Genomic DNA, 17038 nt, shown 5'->3' with positions numbered 1-17038 from the left:
CTCATTCATATGATAACCTAATGGTGTTAAGACAAGACTAAGGCATATGTCTAAGAATCAATATTATCATATTTTCTTTTTATATCTTCACCAATCATTCGTATTTGTCTCTTCAATCTGGGCAACATCACTTCTTGCCTTTTCAATATAGTATCCAGTTCAATTTCTTTTATATCGTTATAATAGAACCCCATAGCGATATTATCTATAAATATTTGCTGCATATTTCTCTCAAGCAATCTTGTGTGTTGATAAAAGACACCCGGATAATTATTAAAGAGAGTATAGCATGCATCAACCATGGCTTCTCCTACATATCCATCTATATGAGTATTTTTCATTAGTTCAAACAATACATGAATATAAAAAGACAGTGATTCTTTATTTGCCTTCGTCGAAAAATCACATAAACTTAATATTTCAAAGATTGTATCTATTTCATATATTGTTGCATATCGGTCATAATAACGCAGAAGTACATTATCAAATTTGCACTTATAATCATGTATAAACTTAACCTTTGAATCACTAGGCAAATCATCAAAAACACATGGCGCAACATCATAGTCAGGTTCAATCAGATTTTGAGTATCCGCCAATAGAATTTCTTGCACTTCATCAACGCCCATCTGACTATCTACAGAATCAAATTTCTCTTTAGTACTTCTATTTGAATTACATGACAGTAATCCTAGCAGAATTAAAAAAAATATTGATAGTCTTTTCATCTTTATGTTAATTACAAAATGGAATCTGACTGGGTAAATTTAAACAAATATATTGAATATCAGTAATCTTGTATTCAAATCTTTCACTAAATCACCATTTGCGCCTTAGACATATTTGATAATAGCCTTGAGTCCGTTCTTAAATTCGAGGTTGTTAGAAGCAGTGGAGATAGATGAGTAGAGCATGGTCTGCTTTGAGAAATAGAGCAGGAAACACAAAATCCCGTTAATCCTTGTAGACTAACGGGATTTAATTTACTACTAAAAATCAGTACACAAACTATTTGCTAATAATTAGCATACCGGTTTCACAATCAACATTCATTGTCACATTGTTTTGGTACAAAATATCTATTAGATATTTTATCTCCTCGTCTGATAAAAAGCTAGAAATAGCTCCCCTTTCATTAAAGAAAGCAGAAATTAAATTTTTCATTTCTCCATTATATACAGAATCTATCCGACATTGAGGTTTTACAGTTTTTGCTTCCAATAACGAATAGGTAACACTATCAATTTCTAAAGTGTCATTTTCATCTAATGCATATTCAAAAGCTTTTTGATATTTTTCTCTCAAATAACTTATTTCTTCTCTTGCAACTACACGATAGACCGTATCACAATAACTAACATTGATAACAATAAATGGAGGTCTATTACTTACCTTTAATAATTGCCTATATTTCTCTTCAAAAAGTCGCTCTTCTTGAAGTTGTTTATTTACGCCTTTGTATATACGCATAACTACAAAGCACGTAATAAGTATTCCTAAAATAAGGAAAACTCTACTCCAAATATTTTTCAGGTATTTTTTTCCCTCCATAGCTAATCCTCCTGGGATCTCCCGTTTTTATTCTTATTTTATTTTCTGTATTAATTGCGCGTACTTCCATTATTCCAATTCCATTCTCTGTTTTTTCAAATGTAACAGAACCAACATCTGCATCATAGGAATGTCTCAATTCATGGCTTAAAGCAGTTCGGGGATTTCTTCTTTTTCCATTTATATCTGTCCAATTATAGGGATCATATCCAATAACACTACCTTGAGAAACTCCTTCAACAGCTTTATTTTCATCAAAAGTCGATGAGTTCTCATTTTTATCTTTTCTAGGCATCGTGATAGTGTGCATATTTGTGCTTTTTTCCAACTTTTCAATCATATCGCCAACTTCTTTATTATCAGTTTTAAGTCGTGATATATCCGCTTTTACCAGTTTCTGAAACTTCGTATCAAATCCAAAATACAACTTTATTTGGTCAAATAATCCATTAGGATTGGCTTGAATAGAGAGACTGTCTCCATTAATGTCTATGATATTTACCGGGTTATTTGCCGCATACTGATAAGGAGATAAAGCAACATACTTTTCAGCATATCTATCCATCTTCATAAATCTTCCCAACGTAGCATCATAATGCCTTGCACCGTAATCATACCAATCCAGTCCACCTTTTCTGTCCAACTCTTTACCATTATACTTATAAGGCTGAACATTCCCTTTCTGAGCACACACACCACCGAACGGATAATAATGATTTTCCTCTTCTACATTTCCATCCTGATCAACAACCACACGGGTATTTCCTTGATGATCTTGCAAGAAATAATGATAAACTGTATCCGGAAGAGTTATATATCCACATTCAGTAAGTAATAACTTAGGCACTTCGTTTTCATAGATCACATTGGCATAGTAATCAGTCGTAGTAGTATTTCCATCTATTATATGGGTAGTACGAAGCTTAGTCCCGTTCGCATCATAAACATAGGAAATACTATTGCCGTCCTCAAACTGTACCTGATTGGGCAAATTTAAACAATTATATTGAATATCAGCTATCTTTTTATTCAAATCTTGGATTAAGTTTCCATTAGAATCATAAGTATATTCTATTGTTTTTTGAATTCCATCTTTGAATTCGAAGCCTCCAGCATAAGCAGAGTTGGTTGATTCATCATCCACAGACCTTAATTGATTACCATTATAAAAGAAAGACAGGTCATCTATTAAACCATAGTCATTTTCTGAGATTTGCCCAAAACGCTTTAAACCGACAATATTCCCCATCTTGTCATAGCCAGTCACTTGTTCGTTGAAATGGCCTTCATTGTTAGACAAACTATTACCTTCACCATAAACAGCATTCTTCAATCGCGAAAATCCGTCATAAGAGAATTGATAACCGCGTATTGTTGATGCATCAGTTTGCCAAATCATACTACTGATATTTCCACTGTAACAAGGAGTACCCAGACCATCTGTATAGTGTAATGCCTGTTTGAAAATCGGACTCTCAATACTAGTCAACCAGTCACGGATATTGTAGCTGTTTGTTGTTGTCAGAGAATCAGTACCGTTAATACGTGTCAGACTTTCCATCCTTCCCAATTCATCATATCCATATTTAAAACAAACAGGCAACTGAGTACCTATTATATGTGTTTCTTCTGTTAATCTTCCTTGATGATCATACACATAACTTTTTTCTAACCGCACACCATTATCATATTCTTCACATGAGGCCATAGGTTGTCCATTGAAATTAAATATAGATTTAGCAACCACTACATTTCCAGTAATTGTTGTTTGGCGCGATTGTATCAGATTCCGATTGTAATCATAGTAATAACTACTGTATAACTCTTGATTAGTCTCTAATACACGTGTCATGCAACCAGTAAGCAGCCCCTTACAATGCTCTCTTACCTGATCGTTTCCATAACGTTTACCGTAGTTCTCATCTGCCTCATAATTTAGCGCTGAGACGAATCCGGACAAATGATTTCCATATTCGTACGTATCAAAATATTTAGCCTGTAGTACTTCCAAGTTGTCAAGAACAATTTCTTTGAGATTACAAAAAACGTATCCATACTTGGCTGTTGCACTATCCGGAGCAAAAACAACATATACATTTGCAGATTCGAAAGCTACAGGATCCAATACACCGTGATAGATTCCCCTCAATAACTGACGTCCAAATAAATCCGAGAATTGAAAACTCCACTCCTGCTTTTTCCTCTGCTCGCCATCCTGAGAGAACAATAATCTGTCTGCAAAATCATACACATTTTCTATCCAATCACATCCAGGAAACTTCTTGCCTATACATCTATTACGAGAATCATAACGATACTGGTATGCATAACGATCAAGTATTTCCTGCATATTATTCTTTGCCAGGCTATCAGTAGCAACCGGAGGTAATACAAAGCATAAGTTATTAAAATCATCATATACATAATATGTATCCAATGTATCATTCTCTGCTATTTGCCGCTCCAAAATAACGTTCTCACGTTTATCTGTAAACTGATAGTTAAGATGATTATCCTCATCCTTTGTTTCAACTATTTCCAACTCACTGACAGGGTATGCCTCATTATACATCTGAAGAACAGGAAGAGTACGTTTTCCAGTCACCTTAAAATACTTACAGTAATCTTGGAATACATTCGTTCGATATATATTTTTTATACCCTTCTCTGCATTTTGCCACACCTCTCCTGCGCCATAATTTTCCAAAATACGATTTAAAGAAGACATTTCATATATTGTTCTTTCATATGCACATGCATCCTGATATAAATCTAAAGAAATCCTTTTTACATCTTCCAATGACATGTAAGTTGCAGCATTCGCACTTACAACAGGAAGCCATTTAGCAGACTCACGTCCCAGTTCATCGTATTCTGCATAAGTAATATAATCTTGCAGAGTAGGAGAAGCAGCATATTGTATATCTTGCTTTAACCTACCTAAATAATCATAATAACTAACAGATTGGCGTACTTTCAAAGGATTATTCATAAGCCCACTTGTCGATATAGCAATATTAGGTGTCAGTGTTGTAACATAATTTTTATTATTCGAGATAAAACGGTCATAATGTTTGTCACCCTTTACACATAACGTTATTTCACCATCCTCTTTATTACCTTCCGAAACGATATAATAAATGCCTGGTTTTAGATTTTCTACCAGCATTTCTTCCTTCAAACTAGTATCTAATATTGCCAGAACCTCATCTTCCCCGTTCAGCAATAGGATAGAAGCCCCACTTTTCAGAGAGCAGAAAGGAGCAGATATTAAAATATCCAACGAATTCTCAAGTACCAAACGATGAAATACATCCTTAGTGCTTTTCCCGTGATTAACAGAACTCGCATAATAAAAATCAGAATATTCAGAAGTATCAAACGCCTTAATGTAGTCAATTACATCAGAGACAACCGGGATCAGAAGCGGATCTTGTTTTCTATCTCCCACAGGCAAATCAAACTTTCCCGCAATATCAAGATTCATATTAGAGTAATCTTTAAAGTAGATATGTACAAAATAATCGCCAGGTGCCACTACTATTTCTCCTATCTGTGGATAAGAATCATTCTCCAGAGGGAAATCATCACTTACCGCTATGAGCTGTCCGGTCTTATTCACCAATTCAATAGAAGAAACATTTGCTGATCCTTGAGAAGATACATGTAGCTTCATTGGATATCTCAAATTAATAAAGTAACAGACTTCATTAGAATCATGTTCAACGAATGTACCAGAAAATTGATAGTAAAAATCCTCACTAAAATACCCAACTTCCACTGGCTGCTCCGAAGAAATTCCTATCGGATTAATATAAATATTATTCCTTATTATTCCATTATAATCATTACCATATACATCATCACCTTCAACAAAAAGTATATAATGCCCCGGTTGTACCATTTGAAATATAAGATCTCCCAAGCATCCATGCACTATGTTTTCATCCAAAGAAACATTCAAGTACCCATATAATTTGTCAAACCGCTGAGGTAATTCTTCCTCATAATTCTCTTCGGTAATAGGGTCAGTAACATCCACATAGTCCTCATTCTCGTCCAAAGGCATATAAAGCAAACGTGCATTTATTCCCACCAAATCAGAACCATTAAAATTTGCCAATATTAATGTCGGACGATATACAGTAAAAAAGAAACAAACTTCATTATTCTCATTTCCAAAATCATTTGCCGCTTTTCTTGTATCATAATATTCATGAAGTTTCATCGGCTCAAAAATCTCTCCCAGATTAATGTCCAGCGGATAGTTCCTATTGGCAAACGCTGAATTTCGTGCATTAGCGTCTATCGACAGTAATGCCAAAAGTATAAAAACTAAATATCTAAGTGTCTTCATATACAATTCATTATTCATTAATAAGATGATATTCATTCAATTGCAATATTTCCTGCTTACCGCTCTCTCCGATGCGATAGCTCTTCTCTAATCTTCCTTTAGTATCATACTCATAGTAGATTGTCTGCCCATTGGGTGAAGTCTCACTACTCACACCCACATTTGGTATATAAGTATAATTAGTTACCATTGCACGTGGTAACCTTTCTCGAAGTCCTTCCACCTCATCGGCAAAAACTAGATAATCAGACTGGCCAGATATATTTTCAGGAGAATTTCCATCCAAAGCCTCCATCAATTCTTCGTAGGTAGCATTTTCTATTTTAGCAGTCAGATATCGTCCGTCATATCCCCAAATATAAAGGTATGACTTTCCATCCTTCTCTATATGAACAGGATTTCCATTACGATCATATTTGATATATACAATTCTCTTTTCCAGATGCTGTTTATCAGTTCCGGAATAGTAGCTAGAGAGTACAGGCCATTCTTTACCTCGCCCTTCCTGCATAAAATAGTCAAAATGTTCGCATTGTATATTCTTTGTTTTTCCTGAGTTACGCACAACCTGTGTCTTATCAGTAACATACGAAGGCATCTTCTCCAAATATTTAAAACTGGTAATCAAGCTATCTCCTTCCGGCAAGAGAAAGGTCTGCTCTTTCAGATATCCGCAATCATCGTATTTATATAGTTCTTTTTTAGTCAACACACGGAAGTTGTCATCATACTCGGTAACCTGTTTCTCAAACAACAGATACATACCGAAATATTCTTTATTGACGTGCGTATAAACTCCATAGTGTGTTCCAGGATGAAGACTTTCTCTATAAATACACAAACTATAATCTTCCGGGTATACATCTTTATATACATAATTGACACTCTTCTTCAAGGCATGCTTGTCATCATAATAATATTCGCCAAGAACTTTTCCGTTCTTATAACTTTCACTTCTTCCCGGCCAGCGGAATCTATTTACAAGAAAGTATGGTGCACTAATACTTCCCGGCAATATACAAACTACCGGATGAAATTCTGCCTGAGTATAAGTATTATAGAAAAAATCCGTATAATCTGCAAAATGCATTTCTGTATAGAATCGTGTTGTCTTATACGGACTTTCCTCTTCATTCATACTTTGTTTAGGATCGATATAATATTCACTTACTTCCGGATATAGAATATGTTGCGAAGGATTGAACTGCCGTCCAAAGCCATCACTATCTTCATATGTATCTCCCAGCATAAAGTCAGCATAATTATAGACACCCCAACATCTGTATAGAGGCATATAAGTCAATATTCCTTCCATTCCCGAACTATCAGCATATCTGTAATGAATTTCCCTGACAGGTATTTTCGGATCTTCGTCGTGGAATTTAACTTTCCATATCCGTGCTCCTCCTGTTATTGCCTCGCCTCCAGGAACATAACGTTTTTCTATATTGTAGTAATTTATAGCATCTTGCACAAAGCAATATGAATATTTGTGAGGTTGATATTCAAAAGTAGACTTTCCACCGGTAGGATACACTACCGATTGCAAGAGAGTCGCGTCACAATTAGCAGGAGAAGGATCACGAAGTGTAGTTGTCAATTTGACATCATAAGAAATCACATTACTGGCATAACGGGTACCTGGCATTATATCTTTTTCAGTACTACCTCCCGTCCAGTACCCCCAGTGGTCAATATTAGAAGTAGTAGGAAGTACATTTATGTCAGGTATCTTATAAGAGAACTGAAATTTTCCTTTTTGCGAATGATTCAAGCCACTCAAAAATAAACGATTAGCACATTGATAAGAATAAGTAAATGAATGATTCTGACGTTCTTCCCCATCATGACTGACACTAATCGAATCCAGTTGCGCACCACGGAAACGATAGAAGCCAGAGCCCACAAAATGTTGCTCCGTATATTTCTTTTTCAGTGAATAATGAAAATCGACCCGATAAGCATCTCCTATAGTAATATAATCAATCAGTGCTACTTTATTTAGACTATAAAAATAAGAATTGGCCTTTTTATCATAAAGTTCTCCAGGAGGGTCAAGAAGCCCCATCGGTTTGGAAGTACGGTAAGCAGCACGCCCTGTTAAGGAATAAAGAAGGGCGATATCCTGCCATTCTGATTCAGGAAGAAAACCGATATCCAACAACTGATTGATACTTTTATGATACTTTTCAGCTATATCCTTATAATAAATACATAGCTTACGCCCATTAGGTGCTTTTATCTCAGTCAGATACCAAGCAGTAATAGCATGTTTGTGATAAGCATCATATCCCAAAGCTGGCTGAGCTTCTTCCCATGAAGCAGCAGAATATTCCACCGGTCCATAACTATCACCACCAAATGTATATACATAGCCGTCATCTGTCTTTATCCTAATAACAGTAGAATGAGCATATACTCCTTTTGCCATTTCATAATCGCTCAAATCTACTTCATAACGATGTCCATCATACCCTCTTGCAGTAACAGTACCATCAAAGTTGATCATAAATCGTCCCGAATGCTTTCCAAAGTTGAAAAAATACATATCTGCCGCACTTTCAACATTAGTATTCGGAATTGTAGGCAAAGGCGCATAATCATCCTTACCATGAGCATACTGATAAGGATTTCTAGTGATATTATTTCTCATTTCATTCATATCAAATCGTCCTTTCCCAACCAATGACATAAATCCTTCGAAGGAATAATCATTACCCGCACCTTCCAATATGGGGACAAATATATGATAGTCACTAAGATCATCAGGTATCCCTCTCACTTGCCGGTAAATCATGCCCCCACAACGCAGAGCCCAACCACGTCCAACATAATTATCCGCTTCTGTAGGCTTGAAGCCGTCTGAATTATAAAACAGAGAAATCGGAAAATCAAAATCCCTGTCTTCGATATTGACTAGCGGAATATTGAAGTCAATACGTCCTGTACTCATATTTACAGGCATTTCATCATAACGAATCATCGCCGATGTTTGCGGTGAGTATACAGTTGGTTCGAGGATAAACGAAGGCATTTGCTGCCCGCTAATATCTCCACAACAACCACCGATCAATGCTATTATCGTCAAATATATCTTAAATAAGTTCGTTTTCATTTTGTTAATTATTTATTCATCATAATATAATACAGGAAGGAGCTCTTACCTCTCCTTCCTATAACTCATTATTTTCACTCTTACAGATTCATCGCATTAGCGCCCAAAACGCCTGCTACAGCCGAAGCCACTGCGATAACCACCTTCAGGATCATATCCCATACTGATTTCTTCATTGCCATAATTTACCTCCTTTCCGTTTCTTTAAATTGTTGTGTTACTCTGTGTTCTTCCGCATTCTCTGTCTTCGCAGCAAATTCTCCGAATTCACTCGCCACATCGAAGCACGGGCACTGTTTAATCCACTCTTCCGGTTCTATCACGCCGTTTCCATTACGGTCCGGCGAGAGATCACGATGTCCGCATATCCGGCAGCCGGGGAATTTCTCTTGCAACTGCTGTACGAGTTGCCGTAGCGTGGAGCGCTGTGCCGGAGTCCGGGTGTCTGCCGGGCGTCCCCGGCAGTCCAGACCACCTTCATAGCAGATTCCGATACTGTTGGCGTTGAAGCCCTTTGCGTGGGCGCCGATGCGTTCGATGGGACGGGTGAGGTACAATGTTCCATCCTTGCGGATGTAGTAATGATAGCCTGTTCCGTTGAATCCGCGACGGCGGTGCAACAGGTCTAAAGCTTCGGGAGAAAGCGTACAATCCCCCCGCGTGGCACTACAGTGCACCACGATTAAGTTGATAATTCGCATGTTAGTGGATAATTACTAGTTTAGTTAAAAGTCAGACGTTTAGTTAAGTCTACCAAAGTCTGCCGTTTACATTTTGTGTATTATTTCATTACAAGAACACTTATGCTGCCGGGTCCGGTGTTTCTCCACCGTCGCCGCCGGAACCACCGCCATCGGGCTTGCCGCTATTCCCGCCATCCGAAGACGAGGTGTCAGCAAGGTCGAAACGGACACACTTGGCGCCTGTCACCAAAGAGCGGGTGGCGGTAGTGCGGTCGGGATTCTTGGTATAGTTGGGCAGGAAGCGGACGGTAAGGGAAGCCTGGGCAGCCGATACTTTTTCCGGCAGTTCCACACCTTTTCCGTTGGACTTCATCACCATGCGGAAAGTACCGAAGCCGTCGAGCGTTACACTTTCCGATGCTTGCAGGTGCTGGGCAGCCACCGTCACCAGGTTATCAAGCGTGTTCTTCACGTCACCTGTGGAGAGAGACGAATAAGCGGCTATCTCTTTGGCGAGTTGAGTGGTTGTCACATTGGCCGTGTATATCACACGGGGATGAAATAATTTCTTTTTGTTCTTGTCTTCCAGAACCGACTGGAAGGGTTTGTACAATACTGGCATAATCGTAATAGTTTTTTACGTTAATAAAATAGTTTAGTTTTGTCCTTAAGCTTAATGACACTGTAAAGATACGGGCTTTATTCAGACTGACCCAATCATTTTTTCAAAGTGCGTTCATAAATTAATTAATTACGCTCAGAAGATAATGTCCCGGCAATTTGATTTTCCCATTGCTCCCGCGGATGTTACTGAAACCCTTCCACACCGGGTGTCCGATAGCTCCGAAGTTACTTTTCAGGATAATGGCATATTGCTCGGAAGGCGGAATCTTGTAAGAGCGAAGGTTCTCCAGCAGTCCCTCGAAGTTACGTTGCATACCGTCGTTGGGTGGTTGCAGATTGTTGATGTCTTCCTGAGTCATCACTTTCCTTCTTTTCAAAATTTTTCCTCCTCCGTCCTCTCCTTGAGGAGAGTCAGAGAGGTGGTTTATTTTGTTTTGATTTGTTTTTGTTTGTTTTTCTTTGTTTTGTGTACCCGATCTCGCAAATTCGGCTTCCATTGTTACAGAATCGGTGTTTGATGTTGCATCATCAGTACTTGATGTTACATTATCGGCTGTTTGGGTATCAGTATCATCCGCACCGCTTTTGCTACTTTGAGAAGGGTGGTAGGAGGCAAGTTCTTCCTCCTCCAGCAGGCAGTAGTCCGGTTCTATGAGCGAACTGCTGCGCCGCTTGGTGATAAAGAGATACTGCCGCTGGATGTCGGCGGAAGTCAGGATGCCGTATTGCCGGAAAAGCCCGGCATCAAACAACCCGCATTCCACGGACAGGGCGATGATACGTTTCACATCATCAATATCCGTACTGTAAAGGCCATCCGTCAGTTCGTCGTAAAACTCATCATTGACAGAGATATAATAGCCTTTTCCGGCATAGATGTACGACAGCGTTTCTACCAACGTGGCAAAAGCGGCATCACCTTCCCGTTTCATGACACGGCGCACTATGCGGTCGTGCATGAAACTGGTGCTCATGGGGAAATAATCAAGTCCCCGTTTTATTCTTCCCATAATGCGTGTAGTTTTTCCTTTTCCTGCTTCCGGCGAATACTGTCAGCCACCACCTGGCGGGCGTGGCGGATAAGGAGCATCCGCAAAGCGTAGTCCTTTACTTCGGTTATCACCGGATAGGAGACAGGTTTATTTTCAAATGATATACTTTTATCCTGATTGCGATGTCTGCGTGTGTTTGCCTTACGGCATTCTTTGCAGTAGTTGTCCGTAGTCCGGGTACGCTGGTTCATATAAAAGGCTTCCTGTGGAAGTTCTCGCTTGCAACATCCGCAGATGCACAGAGATTTGTTCATAATGGTTTCCATACTGCTTTTCCGTTTTTATAGTTTTCATTTCTAAATATTTGTTTGTATATTGGAGATATAGTGCTTGCGTACAGGACATATAGTTGCTGCATATTGGGGATATATCGGCTGCACATTGGATATATAGATGCTAGACGCAGGATATATAGATGCTGCAAGCGGGCTCGATATGGCTTCCGTTCTTCCGGCACGGTGTCCTTAAAAAGGCGGCGGATGAGGTTTTTTGCAACCTTTCGTAAACTTTTTGCGGTTTCTCATGGTTTTTCTAGTTTAAATTTATACTTTTGAAACATATTTGTGATTTCGTCGCTACAAAGATAAAACAGTTTTCATAAAGAAAACAAATGATTTTGGAAATTAATCTTCAAAAAGTAGATAACAGATTATTAATGAGCAATTAGCGAGTTTATGAATTTTTACATCAAAATTAAACGATAATAGAATGGATACATTTCTGGATGTTACAGGAATCGTGAAGCGTGCCAAACAGGCGCTGAACTTCAAGAATGACAGTGAATTAGCTGAATATTTAGGCGTCTCACGCGCCACAGTATCCAACTGGTGCGCACGGAACAGCATAGACTTCCGCCTGTTGCTTAATAAATTAGGAAATACAGTGGACTACAACTGGCTGCTGTTAGGAAAAGGCAATCCGAAACATCAACCGAGATTTTGCGAAAGCGAACTGGTATCGGGAGAAGTGGAGATTTTACACAATCCGAAAACAGTAGAACCGGTAGATGACCGGAGCGTGATGTTATATGACATTACGGCGGCAGCAAACTTGAAAACCTTGTTCACTAACAAGCAACAATATGCGTTGGGAAAGATATTAATTCCGAATATTTCCGCATGCGACGGAGCGGTGTACGTGAATGGAGACAGCATGTATCCGATTCTAAAATCAGGGGATATTATCGGATATAAGGAAATCAGCAGTTTTAATAATGTCATTTACGGGGAGATATATCTCGTTTCGTTTATGATAGACGGAGACGAGTATCTGGCGGTGAAGTACGCAAACCGTTCGGAAAAGGAAGGGTGCATTAAGCTGGTGAGCTATAATACGCATCATGAGCCGATGGATATTCCGCTGGGGGCCATCAATGCGATGGCTATCGTGAAATTTTCCATTCGCCGGCATATGATGATGTAGGGAAAAAGGTCTGATAACATAGGGAAAAGCCTGTTGACACAGGAAGAAATACCCGATGAGTCAGACAGAGATGATTCAGAGATGATTCAAAAAATAGGAGGGTGTGTCAAAACCCTTATAAATAAAAAATCACCCTCGCCACAGATAGTTGTAGCGAGGATGATTTCGTTAAAAAGGTAATTTTGACACACCCTCTATTATTATGCGGAAAAAGGTGCGGAAAAGAGAGAGAGAAGAGGGTTTAAAAAACCTCTTCTCCTTTTAGTGTAGCCGAGCTGGCTTCCGTGACACGCACGTTGACGAAATCGCCGACACGATGCGTACCTCTGTCGAATACGACGACACGGTTCTGCTCCGTACGGCCGAACAGTTGGTCGCGCGAACGTTTGGAGACACCTTCAACGAGGACTTCATACGTCTTGCCGATGCAACGCTGGTTGGATTCGGCAGACAGACGGTTCTGAAGGGCGATAATTTCATTCAGACGGCGTACTTTCACATCTTCGGGAACATTGTCTTCGAGATGCTTCGAAGCATACGTTCCCGGACGCTCGGAATATTTGAACATAAAGGCGGCATCGTATCCACATTCTTCCATCAGGGAAAGGGACAGCGCGTGGTCTTCTTCCGTTTCAGAATGAAAACCGGAGAAGATGTCCGTTGTCAGCCCGCATTCGGGGACGATGCGTTTGATGGCGGCAACCCGTTCCAAGTACCATTCGCGGGTATATTTGCGGTTCATCAGTTTGAGGATGCGGGAACTTCCGCTTTGCACGGGCAAGTGGATATGCTTGCACACGTTGGGAACTTGCGCGATGACTTCCAGTGTCTCGTCACTCATGTCTTTCGGATGAGAGGTGGTGAAACGGACACGCACGCCCGGAGCAGCTTCGGCTACGGTGCGCAGCAGCATCGGGAAGGTGACGACTTCGCCCGTAGGCTTCTCAAAACGGTAAGAGTTGACGTTCTGTCCCAGCAGGGTGACTTCCTTGTAGCCTTTCGCCACGAGGTCTGACACTTCGTTGAGGATACTTTCCACATCACGGCTGCGCTCGCGTCCACGGGTGTAGGGGACGATGCAATACGTACAGAAGTTGTTGCAGCCACGCATGATGGACACAAAACCGGAGATATGATTGCCGCAGATACGCGAGGGAATCACGTCCCGATAAGTTTCGGTGGTAGAAAGTTCCACGTTGATTGCCTTCTCACCGGTTTCTACGGCGGCAATCAGGTCGGGCAGGGTCAGGTAGGCATCCGGGCCTACTACGAGGTCGACATGATGATTCGTAATCAAATCATCCTTCACCCGTTCGGCCATACATCCCAGCACGCCTACAATGAGGTGTTTTTTCTTTTTCTTCAGCGAGTGGAAAAATTCCAGGCGGTTCAGAATCTTCTGCTCCGCATTGTCGCGGATGGAGCAGGTGTTCATAAACACGGCGTCGGCTTCTTCGAGCGTTTCGGCTACGGAGTACCCCGCCATTTGCATCACCGAGGCAATCACCTCGCTGTCGGCTACGTTCATTTGGCAGCCATAGGTTTCGATAAACAACTTTTTGTTGTCATCGGCCGTTTCAGTTGCGGATTTAAAGTCCGCTCCCGTTAATTCGTTCATATTCAAATCTTAGTTTTAAAATTCGACCGCAAAGATACGGCTTCGCTTTCAATAAGTGGTAAATTGGTACAAAAATTACGCAAAAACTTATGGTTTAGCATGCTAACTTGTAATTAATGTTAAGGGATTAAACATTTTCCGGTGATATCCTTGGCAAATTTAAATTTATTTTTCACATTTGTGCAATGAAAGAAACATTAGATTTTTTCATAGTTAAGGTTTAGGTTAAAAAAATTAAGGGGAGCTGTGAAGCTGCCCTTTTTTCATTATAAAAAGTTAGCCCGAACCGGATTTTATGTGTAACTTTGGCGGATAACTAATTAGCAGTGAAACATAATGGAAGATTTTTTGAAATTTCTCGCGATAGCAGGGGTCATTCTTATGGGAATAATCCAGGAGGTGAATAAGAGGAGTAAAGCAAAAAAAGCGACCAATAAACGCCCCGTTCCCCCGATATCATCACCCACCGAAATAGAACCGGATGCTGTTCCTATGCCCGAAATGTGGGGCAGACCCAAATCGCTGGACGAATTGTTTCAGCCTGTATCTACAGAACAGCCGGTTTCCAAAAGGTCTTCGCAACAGGCTTCAAGGCAAGCGTCCAAGCAGGCACCTAAGCAGAAAAAGAAGAAAGAAGAAGTATCCGTTGCCGCATCACTAGCAAACAGTGCCGCTCAGGACCAACTGAACGCCAGGCAAGGTTCTCATTACGACGCTACTCACGAATCATCAGATAACAACGAAGATTTCACAATCCACTCGGCAGAAGAAGCCCGCCGCGCTATTATCTGGGGAGAAATACTTCAACGGAAGTATTGACAGGGAGCAAATACTAAGTATCAGGTATAAAATATTAAGTATTAGAGACTGAATATCAAACGCTGATTATCAAGCGATAAAGATTAAGAGAGTATTACACATTGGTTATAAGAACATTGAGCATAATTAACCATAAAATATCAACTGTATTTTAACACGAAATTGTACTATTTATGTCATTCAATCGTATTTCGGCAGCAGAAGCTGCAAGCCTTATTAAACATGGCTACAACATCGGCCTGAGCGGATTTACTCCCGCAGGAACGGCCAAGGCTGTTACAGCAGAACTCGCAAAGATTGCGGAAGCGGAACATGCCAAAGGAAATCCATTTCAAGTAGGTATTTTTACTGGTGCATCTACCGGTGAGTCTTGTGACGGCGTGCTGTCACGCGCAAAGGCTATCCGCTACCGTGCTCCCTATACCACGAACTCTGATTTCCGCAAAGCCGTGAACAGTGGAGAGATTGCCTACAACGACATACACCTCTCACAGATGGCACAGGAAGTGCGCTACGGATTCATGGGCAAAGTGAACGTAGCCATCATCGAAGCCTGCGAAGTGACTCCGGACGGAAAGATTTATCTGACTGCTGCCGGTGGTATTTCTCCGACTATCTGCCGCCTGGCTGACCAGGTTATCGTGGAGTTGAACAGCGCACACAGCAAGTCCGGCATGGGACTACACGATGTGTACGAACCGCTTGACCCGCCTTACCGTCGCGAAATACCTATCTACAAGCCAAGTGACCGTATCGGTACGCCTTATGTACAGGTTGACCCGAAGAAAATCGTTGGTGTGGTAGAGACTAACTGGCCGGACGAAGCCCGTTCTTTCGCCGATGCCGACCCGTTGACTGACAAAATCGGACAGAACGTTGCCGACTTCCTTGCTGCGGATATGAAGCGTGGCATTATCCCGTCTACTTTCCTGCCGTTGCAGTCGGGTGTGGGAAATATCGCTAATGCGGTACTTGGTGCGTTGGGACGCGACAAGACGATTCCGGCATTTGAAATGTACACTGAGGTGATTCAGAATTCCGTAATCGGGCTGATTCGCGAAGGTCGTATCAAGTTCGGCAGTGCTTGTTCGCTGACTGTGACAAATGACTGTCTGGAAGGAATTTACAATGATATGGATTTCTTCCGTGACAAACTGGTGCTCCGTCCGTCGGAAATCTCCAACAATCCGGAAGTGGTTCGTCGTCTCGGTATCATTTCTATCAATACGGCTATCGAAGTCGACCTGTATGGTAATGTAAACTCTACACATATCGGCGGAACGAAAATGATGAACGGTATCGGTGGCTCGGGCGACTTTACCCGCAATGCTTATATTTCTATCTTCACTTGTCCGTCTGTGGCTAAGGAAGGTAAGATTAGCGCTATCGTCCCGATGGTGTCTCACCTCGACCACAGCGAACATTCCGTGAATATCATCATCACCGAGCAAGGTGTTGCCGACCTTCGTGGCAAGAGCCCGAAAGAACGTGCACAGGCTATCATCGAAAACTGCGCGCATCCTGACTACAAACAGTTGCTTTGGGATTATTGCAAACTGGCTGGTGGCAAGGCACAGACTCCACACGCTATTCAGGCTGCACTCGGCATGCACGCAGAACTGGCTAAGAGTGGCGATATGAAGAATACGAATTGGGCTGAATACGCTAGATAAATCAGCAAAATAAGAAGATAGGATATACACTATTCGGTCTTTTACCATTATAATTGTATTCTCTGGTAAACAAAATCCATATATTTTTGTTTATTAGAGAATACAATTGTATTTTTGTAGAAGA

The 17038-nt window shown here is 40.7% G+C and carries 12 protein-coding genes and 1 pseudogene; 3 read left to right on the top strand and 10 right to left on the bottom strand.

Going from position 1 to position 17038, the window contains the following annotated elements; all coding sequences use genetic code 11:
* Nucleotides 1–50 precede the first annotated feature (50 nt).
* The 9 genes and pseudogenes from HC965_RS04870 to HC965_RS04830 all read right to left on the bottom strand — a co-directional run bounded on the left by HC965_RS04870 (nucleotide 51) and on the right by HC965_RS04830 (nucleotide 11648).
* Nucleotides 51–728 (bottom strand): hypothetical protein, encoded by a 678-nt coding sequence (locus HC965_RS04870; protein WP_191030396.1) that lies wholly within the window; start codon nucleotides 726–728, stop codon nucleotides 51–53.
* Between the two features lie 280 nt (nucleotides 729–1008).
* Nucleotides 1009–1551 carry a hypothetical protein gene (locus tag HC965_RS04865; protein WP_191030395.1) on the bottom strand — a complete coding sequence of 181 codons (543 nt, stop codon included), beginning with the start codon at nucleotides 1549–1551 and terminating at the stop codon, nucleotides 1009–1011.
* The gene (locus tag HC965_RS04860) at nucleotides 1514–5944 is read right to left on the bottom strand and encodes a DUF6443 domain-containing protein (protein ID WP_191030394.1); all 4431 of its coding nucleotides are present in this window, start codon (nucleotides 5942–5944) and stop codon (nucleotides 1514–1516) included. The genes HC965_RS04865 and HC965_RS04860 overlap by 38 nt, the downstream gene beginning before the upstream one ends.
* Nucleotides 5919–9023 (bottom strand): hypothetical protein, encoded by a 3105-nt coding sequence (locus tag HC965_RS04855; protein WP_191030393.1) that lies wholly within the window; start codon nucleotides 9021–9023, stop codon nucleotides 5919–5921. Before HC965_RS04855 ends, HC965_RS04860 begins: the two co-directional genes overlap by 26 nt.
* A gap of 80 nt (nucleotides 9024–9103) precedes the next feature.
* The gene (locus tag HC965_RS04850; RefSeq protein WP_149932071.1) at nucleotides 9104–9199 is read right to left on the bottom strand and encodes a smalltalk protein; all 96 of its coding nucleotides are present in this window, start codon (nucleotides 9197–9199) and stop codon (nucleotides 9104–9106) included.
* Nucleotides 9196–9724, bottom strand: a pseudogene (locus HC965_RS04845) (N-acetylmuramoyl-L-alanine amidase). Before HC965_RS04845 ends, HC965_RS04850 begins: the two are co-directional and overlap by 4 nt.
* A gap of 100 nt (nucleotides 9725–9824) precedes the next feature.
* Nucleotides 9825–10328: an HU family DNA-binding protein gene (locus HC965_RS04840; RefSeq protein WP_191030392.1), complete on the bottom strand. Its 504-nt coding sequence runs from the start codon at nucleotides 10326–10328 to the stop codon at nucleotides 9825–9827.
* A 121-nt stretch (nucleotides 10329–10449) separates the two neighbouring features.
* Entirely contained in the window at nucleotides 10450–11340 is an 891-nt protein-coding gene (locus tag HC965_RS04835; RefSeq protein WP_191030391.1) for a DUF4373 domain-containing protein, read from the bottom strand.
* Nucleotides 11328–11648: a hypothetical protein gene (locus HC965_RS04830; protein ID WP_191030390.1), complete on the bottom strand. Its 321-nt coding sequence runs from the start codon at nucleotides 11646–11648 to the stop codon at nucleotides 11328–11330. The genes HC965_RS04835 and HC965_RS04830 overlap by 13 nt, the downstream gene beginning before the upstream one ends.
* 442 nt (nucleotides 11649–12090) lie before the next feature.
* Between HC965_RS04830 and HC965_RS04825 the strand changes: the two genes are divergently transcribed.
* Entirely contained in the window at nucleotides 12091–12804 is a 714-nt protein-coding gene (locus tag HC965_RS04825; RefSeq protein ID WP_191030389.1) for a helix-turn-helix domain-containing protein, read from the top strand.
* A gap of 241 nt (nucleotides 12805–13045) precedes the next feature.
* On the opposite strand, the gene miaB is transcribed toward HC965_RS04825, so the two are convergent.
* Nucleotides 13046–14422 (bottom strand): tRNA (N6-isopentenyl adenosine(37)-C2)-methylthiotransferase MiaB, encoded by a 1377-nt coding sequence (gene miaB / locus HC965_RS04820; protein ID WP_191030388.1) that lies wholly within the window; start codon nucleotides 14420–14422, stop codon nucleotides 13046–13048.
* Between the two features lie 336 nt (nucleotides 14423–14758).
* Between miaB and HC965_RS04815 the strand changes: the two genes are divergently transcribed.
* A complete protein-coding gene (locus HC965_RS04815) occupies nucleotides 14759–15241 on the top strand; it encodes a ferrichrome ABC transporter substrate-binding protein (protein ID WP_191030387.1) in 483 nt (160 codons plus the stop codon).
* Nucleotides 15242–15414: 173 nt separating this feature from the next.
* Entirely contained in the window at nucleotides 15415–16914 is a 1500-nt protein-coding gene (locus tag HC965_RS04810; RefSeq protein ID WP_191030386.1) for an acetyl-CoA hydrolase/transferase family protein, read from the top strand.
* Nucleotides 16915–17038 lie beyond the last annotated feature (124 nt).

The sequence above is a fragment of the Bacteroides sp. GM023 genome (genome assembly GCF_014750685.1).
Taxonomy (GTDB): domain Bacteria; phylum Bacteroidota; class Bacteroidia; order Bacteroidales; family Bacteroidaceae; genus Bacteroides.
The sequence above is the reverse complement of the archived record's forward strand: the minus strand, read 5'-3'. Positions and strand labels throughout refer to the sequence as shown.

Excerpts from the sequence above, each read along its gene's own strand:
- HC965_RS04865 (WP_191030395.1), bottom strand. The coding sequence starts at position 1,551 with ATGGAGGGAAAAAAATACCTGAAAAATATTTGGAGTAGAGTTTTCCTT.
- HC965_RS04835 (WP_191030391.1), bottom strand. The coding sequence starts at position 11,340 with ATGGGAAGAATAAAACGGGGACTTGATTATTTCCCCATGAGCACCAGT.
- HC965_RS04840 (WP_191030392.1), bottom strand. The coding sequence starts at position 10,328 with ATGCCAGTATTGTACAAACCCTTCCAGTCGGTTCTGGAAGACAAGAAC.
- HC965_RS04815 (WP_191030387.1), top strand. The coding sequence starts at position 14,759 with ATGGAAGATTTTTTGAAATTTCTCGCGATAGCAGGGGTCATTCTTATG.
- miaB (WP_191030388.1), bottom strand. The coding sequence starts at position 14,422 with ATGAACGAATTAACGGGAGCGGACTTTAAATCCGCAACTGAAACGGCC.
- HC965_RS04850 (WP_149932071.1), bottom strand. The coding sequence starts at position 9,199 with ATGAAGAAATCAGTATGGGATATGATCCTGAAGGTGGTTATCGCAGTG.
- HC965_RS04870 (WP_191030396.1), bottom strand. The coding sequence starts at position 728 with ATGAAAAGACTATCAATATTTTTTTTAATTCTGCTAGGATTACTGTCA.
- HC965_RS04855 (WP_191030393.1), bottom strand. The coding sequence starts at position 9,023 with ATGAAAACGAACTTATTTAAGATATATTTGACGATAATAGCATTGATC.
- HC965_RS04810 (WP_191030386.1), top strand. The coding sequence starts at position 15,415 with ATGTCATTCAATCGTATTTCGGCAGCAGAAGCTGCAAGCCTTATTAAA.
- HC965_RS04825 (WP_191030389.1), top strand. The coding sequence starts at position 12,091 with ATGGATACATTTCTGGATGTTACAGGAATCGTGAAGCGTGCCAAACAG.
- HC965_RS04830 (WP_191030390.1), bottom strand. The coding sequence starts at position 11,648 with ATGGAAACCATTATGAACAAATCTCTGTGCATCTGCGGATGTTGCAAG.
- HC965_RS04860 (WP_191030394.1), bottom strand. The coding sequence starts at position 5,944 with ATGAATATCATCTTATTAATGAATAATGAATTGTATATGAAGACACTT.